This is a genomic window from Virgibacillus proomii (assembly GCF_900162615.1).
GTDB classification, from domain to species: Bacteria; Bacillota; Bacilli; order Bacillales; family Amphibacillaceae; genus Virgibacillus; species Virgibacillus proomii.
Map to the genome: position 1 here is coordinate 214,028 of NZ_FUFN01000009.1, position 13,887 is coordinate 227,914.

A 13,887-nucleotide genomic window follows, 5' to 3' on the forward strand; every position below is an offset into this window, starting at 1 on the left:
GATTTCGAAGGTTTTATTGTTTGGGGGGCTTTATTCATTATTTATCACCACCAAACAAATCTTTGCTTTTTCCTTGTAAAACATTAAACCATTGTTGAACTTGATCATACCCATATTTTTCAATTAGTCTGGTGTAGTGCTTTAAACCCTCATAAATTTGCTTTGCATCTTTTGGTGATTTAACATTTAACTCGCTAGCCTTTTTTGCATAAAAATTATCTCGGTATTTCTTATTTGGCTTATTCACATCTATCACTTCCCTTTTATTTGGTACTATATGATAGATATTTTTTCAAAAGATATAACGTTATTTTTTATTTTCATGTTCGAGCAAGGGTTGAGCCGCCCACCCCTAAAACGTGTTGGTGTTTTAGTGTAGTTAGTGGCTAATATAAAAATAACAGTGACAGTTTTTGAAGTATAGTATTAAATACAACTTCATTTATTGTCACTGTTTTTAGTAGATTAGTCCTTGGCCATCTCACTGTCTTCATAATTATGATTGCTGCCTTTAATTAAGAAGAGAAAAAAGCAAAAAACTTTAAGGGGTTGCAAAAATTAAGGAAGCAAATAAAATAGAACCAGCAATAACCGGTTCTATTTGAAATGCCTATTTTATTATAAATTTTGTTTTCTCAGGAACTATACACACGACTTGTTGCGAGAACCGCTATCCTTATAATTCTTTTACTATTTCCTCATCTAATATCTTCTTTCTTTTCTCCCAATCAGGCATTAGTGCATAAAGCATTTTATAGAACTTTTCACTGTGGTCATTGTACTTAAAGTGGATTAACTCATGTAGGATAACATAGTCAATACAATGCTTTGGTGCTTTTATTAGTTCCGTATTTAATTGAATAGTATTTCTATCCGTTAATGCTGATCCCCACCGTGCTTTCATACTACGTAAAGTAATCATAGGTTTTTCAATACCATACTTCTCTACTAGAGGTGAAAGTTTATTCAATGACTCATTACATATCTTAATTGCCTTCTCTCGGTACCATTCATTCATTAGTTTTTCTTTGCGGTTATAGTTAGTAGAGTCCTTTACAAATAGATAGATAAATCCACGAAAATATTTTACTTTTTCCTCATCTTCTACTTGCTGTACACGCAACCGGTATTGCTTACCCAGATACTTGAAGGACTCACCACTTATATATTCCCTTTTACTTTGCTTAATTGGTTGTACATTTTCGAAGTGCTTTACATGTTTTAATATCCAAGATCCTTTCTCCTTTACAAAATCATATATATAGGTGAGAGGAACCTCTTCATTAGCTGAAACTTCAATTGTCATATCAGGCTTAATATTAAGATTTACATTCTTCACATTTTTCCTTTGAACCGCAAACTCTATCGTTTTGTTTGCATATTGAATTTGATGTCTTTTCATGTTGTTCACGCCTTAATACCGTCTCATAGCAATGGTTTTAATCTGCTCGATAATCTTATCAATTGTATCGAAGTCTATTTTAATATGATACTTACCGCTGAAGTCAAAGAGCAAATCATCTAGATCTTGAGCAATTCGATTATGGATTTCAAGATTATTATGCCAATCTACTTTTTGATGTTCTTTAATTACCTCATCCATTTTCAACGCTAATTCTCCAATTGGATCAATACCGTAAGTTGGTGAATCCTCTTTTACTTGACTTAACAAGTCTTTTGTTACACCATAAAATGCTTGAGCATTCCGATTCTCTCTAACCACTTCAGGGTAATTCTCAGTTGATTCTCCATTGCGATAATCTTTCATGATGTCTTTCATTTTATTTAGATATTCTGCTTCTGAGATTCGTTTGTCTTTGTATTCTTTGATTGCTTCTTGAATCCGTTCGGAAAACTTCTTATAATATGCCGGGTTTTCATCCCATTTAGTTCTCACACTTTTTGTTAGACGAGTCCGAATTGCATCAGCTTTTGCACGTTTTGATCCAAGACGATCCATTTCCTCTTCAAATGCTTTTTCATTTAAAATGTCTACAGGTTTTGTAATCCGAATTACATCTTCTGCTGAAATATAATGATCCATTAAAAGCTGCATTTTGGCTTCATACTCTTTATGGTCGATAGTATCAGAATAGCGATATTTAACATTTTTCCTTAGTTCTTGGAAGAATTTGAAATCTCTCTTATATCCATTTAACTCTTCACTAGGCAAAGAGTTGTATATCTTCTCTGACTCTAATGCAATTCCCAGGTTTCTTCCAAATTTACTTAATGCATCATAAAATGTTTCTCTACGTTCTTCGTCCTCCAACCAGATTTCGTATTCTTCTATATCCTTTTTGTTCTTTATATTGGCGAAGATTTGTAGTAAATCTGAATGATACTGCCTCAGTGAACCAATTATACTAATTACGTCATATATAGCACCATCTAAATCTTTTGGATCGAAGTTTTCTAAGCCAGAACCTGAATACATTTGCATTGCTTGATCTAATCTTTCCAATAGTCCTCGATAGTCAATAATAAATCCATATTCCTTTCCTTCATATAGACGATTTACCCTCGCAATTGCTTGTAAAAGAGTATGTTCCTTCATTGGTTTATCTATATAAAGAATAGTCGCTCTAGGGGCATCAAAACCAGTTAATAACTTATCTACAACAATCAATAAATCAATGTCATCTCCATTAACAAACTCATCTTTAATGGCATCTTCATACGCTTCGGGTGTTTCGTATCTTCCCATCATACGTTTCCAAAAGTGTTGAATTTTATCTTTTGATTCTACATCAACTGCCTCATGGCCTTCTCGTTGATCTGGTGGTGAAATAACAACAGCACAGTTTAAGTCCCCAAGTTCTTCGAATGCCTCTAAATAACGTATACCTTCAATCTTGCTATTTGTTGCAAGCATAGCTTTAAACTGGCTGCCCTGTGTTTTGTAATTGTTAAAGAAATGCTCATTAATATCAAACGCTATCATACTTAATCGTTGGTTAGAGGATGCAATGCGTTCGAATTTACTCCACTTCTTCTCAACTTCTTCTTTTTGCTTATCATTGAGATGGCGTGTAATCATCTCAAGCCTTTTATCAATAGCTCTCTGATTAACGGTTTGGTCTACCATCTTCCCTTCATATAAAAGAGGTACGATAGCCTTATCCCGAACACCATCAGCAATGGTATAAGTATGAATAAGTTTCCCAAACTTGATCATTGTGTTTTTTTCCTTTTTCATTAATGGAGTACCAGTAAAACCTAGATAACATGCATTCGGAAATACTTTTTTCATTTTAATGTGAAGTTCCCCATATTGCGTTCTGTGGGATTCATCTACTAAAACAAATACATTTTTAGAATCTACAGTGTTGTGTTTAGATGCCGTATCGAATTTATGGACTAATGTAGTAACAATATCTGCATTATTGTCGTTTAATAAATTTATTAAATGACCACCTGAAGTTGCTCGACTCGCCTTTAACCTTGTATGTCGGAAAGTTTTATGAATCTGTTTATCTAATTCAACACGGTCTGTTACAACTACTACTTTGGGATTGTAGTTATGTAACTCTGATAATATATATCTTGAAAGCATTACCATTGTCAGTGACTTCCCTGAGCCCTGTGTATGCCAGATAACACCGCTCTGTCTATTCCCATTCTCATCTCGTTCTTCAATTGTTTTAATAATTTCTTTTATTGCAAAGTATTGTTGGTAACGTGCTACCTTTTTAACATCCTTATCAAACAGAGTGAAGAATTGAGTCACTTCTAGCAAACGGTTAGGGTGAAACAATGAAATGATATTCTTATCCTGTATGGTTGGCATCCGGCCTTCAATTATTTCATCCAACCATGAATTCAGCCATTCTTCCTTTTCTTCTTTCCAGACCGACCAGAACTTCTTAGGCGTATTACATGTCGCATATTTTGTCTCATTTTTATTTGTGGACATTACTATTTGAACGAACTTAAATAATTGGGGAACATATTCCTTACCCTGGTTCCGAATCATTTGACTGATTCCTTGTTCCATGGATATAGAAGCCTTTTTACATTCAATCACTACAAAGGGTATTCCATTTACGAATAACACTATATCCGGACGAACTGTTCCACGCCCATCCATTCGTTCTACTTCGAACTCTTCTACAACATGAAATATGTTATTTTCGATATTGTTCCAATCAATAAACTGTATTGTAAAGGACTTTTTTGATCCATCAGGAAGAAATTCAGAATAGGTTCTTCCACTCATTAATGTTTCATATATGGATTCATTTGCTCTTACTAGACCATTTGTTAAAGGTTCATCCAAATCCCGAATTGCTTGCTCAATATTCGTATTGCTAAAGCTGTAAGATTTCCCTTTGTATTCATATGAATTCATTGATTTTAGTTTATTAACTAATACATCTTTTAGCAGAACATCATGTAAGTTCCCACGCATTTGTTCAACTTCTTCTGATAGGAGTTTTTGATAACCTATGTTTTGCAAAATTTCAAGTGCTGGAACTTGACTACTTAATCTCTCGCCATAAATCCTTGTCATTTTTACACCTCCTGTTCAAAAATTAATTAATCCCATGCTATATCTCCACACGAACCTTTCCTGTAAGAAGGTTCTGCATGAGTCCCTTCTTTTGTTTCTTTATTAAGTCTAGTTTGGACTTTAATAATAAAATCTCTCTGTCTATATTTTCTAGAATACTTGATATGGCTTTCTGTTCCGATATGGGCGGGAGATAAAGTGGAAGTTTTCCATACTCTTCTGCATTTATTCCTGGCTGTCCACTTCTCACACCCATCACTCTAACCCAATTGTTGTACTTTTCTGTTTCCGTACTAAATTTAATAAATTTAGGGTCTGCTTTAGCTGAATCAATACTAAACTTTATCAAAAATCCTGCATAAACTAACTTGCCATCGGATTTATCGTATAAATACGTTCTGCCTGTAGATGCCCCTGTTCGTACAAAAACAATATCATTTACTTCCAAAAAGTAATTACCTGAATCAGGATGATCTACAGACCTCAACCCATTAGTTAATATATATCCTTCATCACTTATATCAGTTATTCTCAAATAAGTAGGAAGTTTTGGGTTATTTTCTACTGAAGGTGCATTAATTCCGTAAGAACCTTTCCCTAATACAATATCCTTTAAAAATACTTTTTTCCATTCACCATTAAACCCAGGGAGTCTTATTTTCCCAGTTAACAAATTCTGCAGTAATGCTTTTTTCTGCTCCTTTTTCTCATCAATTAACTTAACATTTAATTCAATTGCCTTATCCCAAGTGGTAAGGATTGTTGCTATTTTTTGTTGTTCATTTATACTACTAGGTATTGGAACTTCAAGCTCTCCGAATTCTTTTTGACCTAATGTTTTATTTCGACCAGCACCTCCTGGAGATGCCACGTTCAGTAAATACTTCCCTCGAGGAGACTTAAACATATAAGTTATAAAATCTAAATCAAGTAAACCTTCGATAGCCTTATACATTGGAAACCTATGAGAAGCAATAAATCCAACTTCTTTATCTGTTGTTTTCGCTACTGCAAGTTCCCATGCAAACACAATATTAACTATGAAACAATCAGGTACAACCCAAAAAACAGCCTTATTACCTAACTCTTCACCTTTGACCGATTCCTTATAAAAAATCCCCTTTCCATGAGATCGTATCCCTATTTGTTTATAATCTACATCTTTTTGAACATCAACCGGATTCCTTACTCTTTTTAAAATGTCCTTAACCTTCTTTATTTCCCAATCTGAAGGAATTACACCATATTTAGTTTTTTGATAGCCTGTAGGAATATTTTCTTGTCTGAGAGTTTCGGTGTTCACTATAAATTTTTGATTCTCATTTAGCATCATAATCCCAACTCTTTCAAATACTTTTCCATTTGTGCTTCAACTTTTTGAAGTTCATACTGTATATTTGCTATATCACTTTTCACGGAATCCATATCCACAGGTACTTCCTCTTCAAATGTATCAACATATCTAGGTATATTTAAGTTATAATCGTTCTCTTTAATTTCATCCATTGATGCAACATAAGAGTACTTCTCCTTCTCTTTCCATTCTTCGTATGTATTAATGATTTCTTCTATATCCTTTTCTCTTAATTTGTTCTGGTTCGTTCCTTTTTCATAATGCTCTTCTCCTGAAGCATCAATAAATAAAACGTCGTTATGCTTCCTATTCTTTTTAAATACCAGAATACATGCAGGGATTCCTGTTCCATAGAATAAGCCTCCTGGTAAACCTATAACAGCTTCCAAAAGATTCATTTCTATAATTTGTTTACGTATTTTTCCTTCACTTGCTCCACGGAACAAAACACCATGTGGAAGAATGTAGCCATACAGCCGTTTTCAGCTAACGAATAAAGCATATGCTGTACAAAAGCATAATCCCCTTTAGAATTAGGAGGAACTCCCCATTCAAATCGTCTATGTGGATCTAGGCTTGATTCCATTTTGAATTTTTTATCAGTACTTCCTTCACCAGCAAATCCCATAGCCCATTTGTCTAATGAGAAGGGTGGGTTCGCTACAATTTTCTGAAATTTCATTAATCTATCATTTTCCAAATGTAATGGATTAGCTAAAGTATCTCCCCATTCAATATTTGCATCATCTATACCATGTAGATACATATTCATGAGAGCTAAAGAATGTGTAGCACCATTCCGTTCTTGCCCATAAATCGCTACTTTTTTATTTGGAACTTTATTAGCTACTTTTATCAACAGTGAACCTGATCCACAAGTCGGATCATATACACGATCATTCTCTTGAGGCTTTACTAGACGTGCTAATAATTCGGATACTTCTGCTGGCGTGTAGAATTCCCCACCTTTTTTCCCAGCATCAGAGGCGAATTGTCCAATCATATACTGATAAGCGTTACCTACAACATCTTCATTTCCAATTTGAGAAGGTCTCAATGATAGTTGATTAAAGTCTTCCAGTAATGACCGAAGAATCGCATTACGCTCTTTCGCTTTTCCAAGAATGGATTCACTGTTAAAATCAATGTTTCGGAAAACACCTCTCAGTTTTCCAGTATTTTCATTTTCGATTCGTTCCAATGCTTTGTTTATAATTTCTCCAATTTCTGGATCATTACGTTTACTATATAAATAGTCAAATGTTGATTGTTCATCTAACACAAAACGTTCTCTGGACAGGGCCCTTTGGATGCGAAGCTCATCCCCATTATATCGCTCTTTATATTGTTCTAAATTCTCTTTATAAGAATCACTAAGATACTTAATGAAAAGCATTGTAAGGATATAATCCTTGTATGTACTTGAGTCTATCTTTCCCCGGAATGAATCCGCTGCTTGCCATAAAATGGCGTTTATCTCCTGTTGCGTTACTTTTGTATTCATTATGCTCCTCCTAAATTTATCCAACCCTAATAAGGGTCCTCCGGCTATCCTCTATTTTATATAATAGTAGATATTTATCACTCTACTGTAATTATCGCAAAATGGGGTGTTTTAGGCAATTCCCACCTTTAGATATGGCTACACCTACTATATCAGACACTTATGTGTTCATTTTCTATTCTGTGTTGTTCCTCACTTATTTGGAAAACGGAAGCCTTACGAATTTCCCATCTAATTAAGGTAACATATCATACCGAATGGAAATCTTCTATCATTTCCTTTTATATGACCAAAAGGGTAAAATTCACAATCAGCCATAAAATTGGAAAACAAAAAACACATAGACCCATTAATCTATGTGCACATCAAGTATATTCTCCAGCAATATTTCGGTAGAATCTGCGTCGTTCAGCTCTAAATACTTTTGCAATGAATCAACCTTTTGTAGCTTGCCATTAATCTTATGAAAATCATGCTCTTCATAATAATCAATAGATACATTCAAGTCGTTTGTAATCGCCAACTGTAACTTTAAACTAATTTCATTCATTTGTTGCTCATCCAATATCGGTTTTGTCTTATATTCCTTTTCCTTCCACATTTGTTTTAACATATTTATGTGTTCAGGCATCATTATTGATGTCCATTTGATATTTCCTCTATCATTTAACATTTTATTCTCCACCTTTTACAAACAAATATCATATACGTTAGCCACAGAAAAACAGAAAACATATGTTCCTATTTTAACAGGAAGAAAGAAGATAAACAAGTACACTTCGATATGAGTAATGCCATTTTCACCCCTGCTGTAAATAAGGCTTTTCCTCAATAGTACCCGACCTAGATGAGTCACTATGCTTCTTTATTATCAAATATTTTTCACTGACGGGCACCTAACCTTATTGCTGATCAGCATGTTAACGTTAACTTGTAGGTAATAAGGTTTCTTCTGTTCCGTGACAATTAGTTAGTTAACTGGTGTCTGGCTTAGTTGTTCTTTTTAAGAGTCACTCATCATGGGGATTTTTATATTTGTGACTGCCGAAACCTTATTTTCGACATATATTATATAGGGTTAAGATTAGGCAATCCTGATTTTAATATTCAATGAGTAATGGAATTTTGTGCAGCAAATTACCGGACACTGCGTTGATTAACAATAAATTTATATAAGGAACAGTATTTGTACCTTATTCGAACCGTTTCAAGCACCCTTTGCAATTCCTTGTTTCTAACTTTCGTCAATCGTAAATAATTGTGTCCCAAAATGGGACCAATGTGGCTCTTATATATATATATTGATTCCCTTCATCTAATGTATTTTTACTTTTTCCCATAATTCTCCCCTATAGTGCTATCTTCGATTCATCCTCAATCAGCTCGACTAGAGGATTCCAACAACGGGTTCCTAATTTAATCTAGCAGTTCTACTGACTGTCACTTTCAAGGGAATTTTATTATTAGGACAATCTTAACCCTATATATATATAGGGTTAAGATTAGGCAATCCTGATATTAAGACAATATTCCGACTAATTATAAGAAAATAAAACTACTAGATTAGAATTCATGCCTACATCTAGTAGTTTTCCAAATTTGTATCTAATTTGATTCCCTGTTTAACTTTTCTTTCGCAATATACTTTTCCAAGTATAAGTTTATCTCTTCTGAAGTAAAGCCCATTGCTTCAGTCATAAACCTTATTCTAGTTCCAATTTCCGGTTTTCTTTTGTGTGCTTCGATCCTATACACATAGCTCGGGCTAATCGAAACAATTTCTGCCATGTCTTGAAGTGTTAACCCGCTTTTTACCCTGAACTCTTTTACAGTTTTACCAAAGTCCTCTACCAACTGATCTACCAGCATTATTTTCTCCTCGTTATTCATTCCTAAATTCCTCCTAATCTATTGGATGTCTCCAATCCCTGATTTATTTTGTTTACTCTTTATACTAGACTTCATTTCCCAAGTTATAACCGATAGAAAGGGTATTTATTGCTATAGATTAATCCCGAAAGAGTCTTTAATTTATCTACAGTAAAACCACATTTATGTACCTAAATGGAATATTTTATTCAGAGATATCTAATATAAAGTATAGTAAATTTCATCAAAGAGTAAGGAAGTGATACAGAATGACCACAGAAGAATTTATGGGTCTATCAATGAATGACAAGGTACGTACAGTTAATAAAATGCTAGAAAAGGAGGAGAAAGATCATTTAAAGAAGGTGAGCGAGAAGATCGGTATCCCATACAGTGCCTTCACAAAACTTATGAGGGATAACGGTAATTTCCAATATAACCAGACTACCAAAAAATACGAGAAACTGATGAGTTTGGAAGAGTACGAGGTATATATTGACTCAGTAGAGAAACTAGATAAAAGTGAAAAGCCAAATGAAACATTACGGTTTATAGAAGATCATTTGGGTGAAATAAAACGTCTATTAGGCGACCATGAGAACCAATTAATCATAAACCCAATTGTTTACAATCCAGCCTCTAAAACAATTAACAAATCCTTTCAGGTCAACGCTGATATCTATAATCAGTTCTCCAAATTATGTACTAGACAATTTCCACATCTTCGCCAAAGAGATATCATCAGTATGAGTCTACTAGAATTTATCAGAAAGTACGAAGAAGCCCCTTCTGAGAATTAACTAAGGGGCTCCTACATCTTATACAGAATAAAATTAGCTCTCTGTATATCTATTGACTGTGATTGAATACCGATAGATTTCAATATCGTTGTCAATAAATCCTCGCCTTCTTGCAGCCAACAACGTTTGATACATATTTTCTCGCCCCACAACATTGTCTGTATGTATATAGATCCTGTTTGCTCTTAATCCATTCTCACACATATACTTAACCAAATCGTATCCAGTTGGTAAAAGATCTCCCTCTTCATCTACTCCTAAGTCATGGTCTAGAGAAAGCATATGGACAGTGTTTTGTTCCATTATGGAGATAGCATGTTCTATTGTTCTTGCCCCTTTAAAACCTATAGGTATGTCTCGTAGATCATCAGATAAATGTTGAGCCATCCATACTTTTGAAACAGATCTAAAACATCTGATTGAACATTTCGATCCCAACCGAAATAAGCACGATCCATACATGTAGAAATGACTTTGGCATCATGTTTTAATAAAAGCTCAGCAACTTCCGTAAACCCAAAGTACGAGGAAATTTCAAGAGGTGTTCTACCCAATTTATCTTCTCTGTTTACATCTGCACCACTTTCAATTAATAGCTTCGTAAATTCCATGTTCCCCATGTATACAGACCAATAAAGTAAACTCTGTCCTTGAATCTCTTCATTGGCATCATGTTTATTCAAATACTTCCCCAGTGCTTCGATATCATTATTTTGTAACAACTTAAAGTAGTTCATAACCTCACCTCGATCAAATGATTGTTGTAGGAAACAAAGAAGTAGGGTACCTAATATCTTTCAGTTTTACTTAAACTTTGGATGTTGGTTTCGTGAGTTACTGCAGTTTGCAGTAAACTTTGGACTACCCTTCCGTTACTTCGTGCAGATTTAATGAAACTTTGGCAGTCATCGCCGTTACTTCGTGCAGTTTTACTAGTAAAAGTTAAACATGACTAAGGCAGTTTCAAGTTTCAATATTTCCCCTGATTTCTTCCTTTTCTAGTTCTCTAAGTGCCGCTATTGCAACCAATAAATGTTTTTCATTAGGCTTTGATGTGTAGAGGACATATTGTGTAATTTTGCCAATTATTAATATGAGGCTCCAAATTACTTTTGGTTCACTTCTCCAAAGCTCATAGCCTATACTCCATGCTACTAGAATCAACCAAGGAGTATCTCCAAAAACTAAAAATAGAATAACGAAACATATGAAGAAAGAAATGATTAGATTTGTTCCACAATCTTTATGTACCCTCGATTGATTCTTTATATAATCTAATGTTAGATTTAGACTCTTATCATAAGTATTAGCACACATGTGTTCCGCAGCGTGATACTTACTCACGGAACTTAGCTTAATAATTAAACCTGCTATAATGAGTACGCTACATAACAGTACCAATCTATTGCTTGGGATGAGGTACAATAGACCAACACTGGTTTTTTCATTGAAAAACACTCGCATCAATAGCAATACAATCGTCACAAATAAAAATAACTTCCAAGACTCAATTACCGTCTCGACTATCAAATTAAATGAGCGAACGAAAGGTACTTTAGATAGAACTTTAATTATTTTCAAGTCTTCTTTCTTACGTTCAGTTACTGTTATGATTTTTCCCCCCTTTAATCGTGCTACCGATCGGTACCTTTCCCCTGTAAAACTTACAGAATTAAATCCTGCTTTACCTCCATATATCTTCAATTTGAATCCCTCCTAAAATCAAATGATACAACCTATCGTGAAGAGTTATCTTCCGAAGGTCTTTTTAAAAATTGAATATTTACCATGTCATAGCCATCCTTCACACCCCTAGTAAAAACATGTATGTCTAGTACATCCATTCCCTGCTTTTCAATTTTTTTCCAGATATCTATATATTTATCAATATCTGATGCACTACAATTCAATGAGGTACTAGTTGTACCTACCCACTTCCAATCTTCTGGAGACTGCATTTTGATAATATAATTCTTTTGCTCATTAGTTTCCTCCACCTTATATTTTTAATAATACAAAGCTAACTTTGAAAAGTTATTTACTTAAAATATCACTTTCATCTACATTAAAAAATTCTGCAATCATTCGGTGAATCCTAATCACTATTTGCTTCTCAACCTCCTGTGATAGGTTCCTTTTATCAACAAAAGAAAGAGATTTTTGCAGATTTGTATTTCTGTTGATCACTTTTCTTACTCGCAACGGGATTTGACCTGATTTTCTAAATAAAATATCTTGATCTACTTTATAAAGTTGGGAAAACTCTATAACTAACTTATCTGTGGGTTTTCGAAGATTTCTTTCAAGTTGTGAGACATAATTTATCGAAAGATCCAATCTCTCAGCTACCTGGGCAAGAGTTAAACCTCTTTTTTCTCTTAATTCCCGTATATAAATTCCAAATTCCATATTTTTTAAACCGTGTTTATTACTCATTCGAACCACCCTTAAATTAAATTTTCACCATTAATGTTTGCCTCTCATTTATACCAACGACTATAAACACTAGTAACAAAATAAAAAACTCGTCCCCTTGTTAGGAAACGAGTTTAAAGATACTATTCTAATTTTGGAATACAAGTAGTTTCTGTTCACTTGAAACACCATTTGTGTATTTATTATTATCTTGTATTATAAATTAGCTCCATTTAATAATCAATCATTATCTTTAATAGCGGAAACCAGAATACTTTTACCCTGTTTCTCCATATTCCCACATTTTGATTCAAGATGTATTTTGCTTATACCTCTTCAAGTGGTTTTATTGCTGACATATTGCATTTAACGCCGTGTGATTGGAGTAGCAGGATGAATGCTTATAAATAAGAACAATGAAAAATTACTCTTGATCGCCAATCCTCTTATAAAAATCTAACTTGATTACGAACTCTCGCTCTAACAATAAGATCCTCAGCAGAAACGTGAGAAAAATATCTTTGACCGTATTCCTCCCAAACATCTTCAACAATAATTGCATACTCATTTATGTCTTTTATAATAATCACTTGTCCTTTTTGTAGTTCTTTATCTGTTTCAATTAAAGTACCGTCATCCCTATCCATTCGATAACGAAATACCTCTTCAAAGTCATCAAACGTTTTATGGATTTCGTGATATAATAACAAATGAATCTACTCCTTCCTACTTTCATAATATGGATTACATTTACACCTTCTAAATAATTTGAATAACCCAAAAGGACCATTCTGCATCTGCTGCAATTCTTCAATAATCCTCTCATTTTTCTCCCGTAGTTTCCTTGTATGATGAGATTCAGGAATCTTGGGTATTTTAACATTCACTCTTTTATATATAGAATTTGGTATACGATCCTCTAAACTGTTGTACTTACTTTGATTTATTGGCTTTTCCCGGATGGAACGAAACCACTCTGCACCCTGCTTCTTTGCCTCATCAGGTGAATGTTGCTGAAATTGAGTAATCATGATGGATTTAATCTGCTTAATTTGTTCCATGGATAAACCCATTTCTCTGCATGTTAAAAGCATATACCCTACTGCTTGTTCTTCATCCATTCTGTTATTAGAACATAAATCACCCTTAGTCATACTGAGCCATCCTCTCTGTTAATTGTTGTTTAATACTTGCTTAATGTCGTACACTAATCCATTCCCTGCATTTCAATTTTATTTTCCAGATATTTATCTATTTATCAACAACTAAAGCACTAAACATCAATAAGGTTGTCCCTGCCCACTTCCAATCTTCAGTCGATTCTTGATAATATCAATTCTTCTGCTCATTTAGTTTACCTCCACCTTTTTGATATATATATAATAATGAGAAACTAGTCTTTAAAAGTTATTCACTTAAAATACCACCTTCA

Annotated in this window: 13 protein-coding genes and 1 pseudogene; 1 reads left to right on the forward strand and 13 read right to left on the reverse strand. The window is 33.9% G+C overall.

Annotated elements, in window-relative coordinates; genetic code table 11:
- Positions 1-37 precede the first annotated feature (37 nt).
- From BN1066_RS03725 to BN1066_RS03755, 7 genes and pseudogenes are all read right to left on the reverse strand, one after another.
- Positions 38-247 carry a hypothetical protein gene (locus BN1066_RS03725; protein ID WP_077318164.1) on the reverse strand — a complete coding sequence of 70 codons (210 nt, stop codon included), beginning with the start codon at positions 245-247 and terminating at the stop codon, positions 38-40.
- 429 nt (positions 248-676) lie between these two features.
- Positions 677-1,402, reverse strand: coding sequence for a M48 family metallopeptidase (locus tag BN1066_RS03730; protein WP_077318165.1), 726 nt, complete (start codon positions 1,400-1,402; stop codon positions 677-679).
- 12 nt (positions 1,403-1,414) lie between these two features.
- Positions 1,415-4,513 carry a type I restriction endonuclease subunit R gene (locus BN1066_RS03735; protein WP_077318166.1) on the reverse strand — a complete coding sequence of 1,033 codons (3,099 nt, stop codon included), beginning with the start codon at positions 4,511-4,513 and terminating at the stop codon, positions 1,415-1,417.
- 37 nt (positions 4,514-4,550) lie between these two features.
- On the reverse strand, positions 4,551-5,846 hold the full coding sequence (locus tag BN1066_RS03740) for a restriction endonuclease subunit S (RefSeq protein ID WP_245799689.1): 1,296 nt from the start codon (positions 5,844-5,846) through the stop codon (positions 4,551-4,553).
- Positions 5,843-7,371 (reverse strand): annotated as a pseudogene (locus tag BN1066_RS03745) (type I restriction-modification system subunit M). The gene BN1066_RS03740 and the pseudogene BN1066_RS03745 overlap by 4 nt, the downstream one beginning before the upstream one ends.
- A 349-nt stretch (positions 7,372-7,720) precedes the next feature.
- The gene (locus BN1066_RS03750; protein WP_077318167.1) at positions 7,721-8,044 is read right to left on the reverse strand and encodes a YolD-like family protein; all 324 of its coding nucleotides are present in this window, start codon (positions 8,042-8,044) and stop codon (positions 7,721-7,723) included.
- Between the two features lie 932 nt (positions 8,045-8,976).
- Complete coding sequence (locus BN1066_RS03755) at positions 8,977-9,261, reverse strand: helix-turn-helix domain-containing protein (protein ID WP_077318168.1); 285 nt, start codon at positions 9,259-9,261, stop codon at positions 8,977-8,979.
- Positions 9,262-9,509: 248 nt separating this feature from the next.
- Here BN1066_RS03755 and BN1066_RS03760 point away from each other — a divergent pair, with 248 nt between their 5' ends.
- Positions 9,510-10,040, forward strand: coding sequence for a hypothetical protein (locus BN1066_RS03760; RefSeq protein WP_077318169.1), 531 nt, complete (start codon positions 9,510-9,512; stop codon positions 10,038-10,040).
- Between the two features lie 33 nt (positions 10,041-10,073).
- On the opposite strand, the gene BN1066_RS03765 is transcribed toward BN1066_RS03760, so the two are convergent.
- The 6 genes from BN1066_RS03765 to BN1066_RS03795 all read right to left on the reverse strand — a co-directional run bounded on the left by BN1066_RS03765 (position 10,074) and on the right by BN1066_RS03795 (position 13,609).
- Complete coding sequence (locus tag BN1066_RS03765) at positions 10,074-10,427, reverse strand: cyclic-phosphate processing receiver domain-containing protein (RefSeq protein ID WP_077318170.1); 354 nt, start codon at positions 10,425-10,427, stop codon at positions 10,074-10,076.
- The gene (locus BN1066_RS03770; RefSeq protein ID WP_077318171.1) at positions 10,385-10,777 is read right to left on the reverse strand and encodes an ankyrin repeat domain-containing protein; all 393 of its coding nucleotides are present in this window, start codon (positions 10,775-10,777) and stop codon (positions 10,385-10,387) included. The genes BN1066_RS03765 and BN1066_RS03770 overlap by 43 nt, the downstream gene beginning before the upstream one ends.
- Positions 10,778-11,003: 226 nt before the next feature.
- Positions 11,004-11,744: a DUF1385 domain-containing protein gene (locus BN1066_RS03775; protein ID WP_077318172.1), complete on the reverse strand. Its 741-nt coding sequence runs from the start codon at positions 11,742-11,744 to the stop codon at positions 11,004-11,006.
- A gap of 330 nt (positions 11,745-12,074) precedes the next feature.
- Complete coding sequence (locus BN1066_RS03785; RefSeq protein ID WP_077318174.1) at positions 12,075-12,476, reverse strand: helix-turn-helix domain-containing protein; 402 nt, start codon at positions 12,474-12,476, stop codon at positions 12,075-12,077.
- 425 nt (positions 12,477-12,901) lie between these two features.
- On the reverse strand, positions 12,902-13,165 hold the full coding sequence (locus tag BN1066_RS03790) for a hypothetical protein (protein WP_077318175.1): 264 nt from the start codon (positions 13,163-13,165) through the stop codon (positions 12,902-12,904).
- A gap of 6 nt (positions 13,166-13,171) precedes the next feature.
- Positions 13,172-13,609 (reverse strand): hypothetical protein, encoded by a 438-nt coding sequence (locus tag BN1066_RS03795; protein WP_077318176.1) that lies wholly within the window; start codon positions 13,607-13,609, stop codon positions 13,172-13,174.
- Between the last annotated feature and the right edge of the window lie 278 nt (positions 13,610-13,887).

What these genes read in the sequence shown, in the direction of transcription:
- BN1066_RS03755 (WP_077318168.1), bottom strand. Translation starts at nt 9,261, where the DNA reads ATGAATAACGAGGAGAAAATAATGCTGGTAGATCAGTTGGTAGAGGAC.
- BN1066_RS03735 (WP_077318166.1), bottom strand. Translation starts at nt 4,513, where the DNA reads ATGACAAGGATTTATGGCGAGAGATTAAGTAGTCAAGTTCCAGCACTT.
- BN1066_RS03750 (WP_077318167.1), bottom strand. Translation starts at nt 8,044, where the DNA reads ATGTTAAATGATAGAGGAAATATCAAATGGACATCAATAATGATGCCT.
- BN1066_RS03730 (WP_077318165.1), bottom strand. Translation starts at nt 1,402, where the DNA reads ATGAAAAGACATCAAATTCAATATGCAAACAAAACGATAGAGTTTGCG.
- BN1066_RS03740 (WP_245799689.1), bottom strand. Translation starts at nt 5,846, where the DNA reads ATGATGCTAAATGAGAATCAAAAATTTATAGTGAACACCGAAACTCTC.
- BN1066_RS03770 (WP_077318171.1), bottom strand. Translation starts at nt 10,777, where the DNA reads ATGAACTACTTTAAGTTGTTACAAAATAATGATATCGAAGCACTGGGG.
- BN1066_RS03785 (WP_077318174.1), bottom strand. Translation starts at nt 12,476, where the DNA reads ATGAGTAATAAACACGGTTTAAAAAATATGGAATTTGGAATTTATATA.
- BN1066_RS03765 (WP_077318170.1), bottom strand. Translation starts at nt 10,427, where the DNA reads ATGGCTCAACATTTATCTGATGATCTACGAGACATACCTATAGGTTTT.
- BN1066_RS03760 (WP_077318169.1), top strand. Translation starts at nt 9,510, where the DNA reads ATGACCACAGAAGAATTTATGGGTCTATCAATGAATGACAAGGTACGT.
- BN1066_RS03795 (WP_077318176.1), bottom strand. Translation starts at nt 13,609, where the DNA reads ATGACTAAGGGTGATTTATGTTCTAATAACAGAATGGATGAAGAACAA.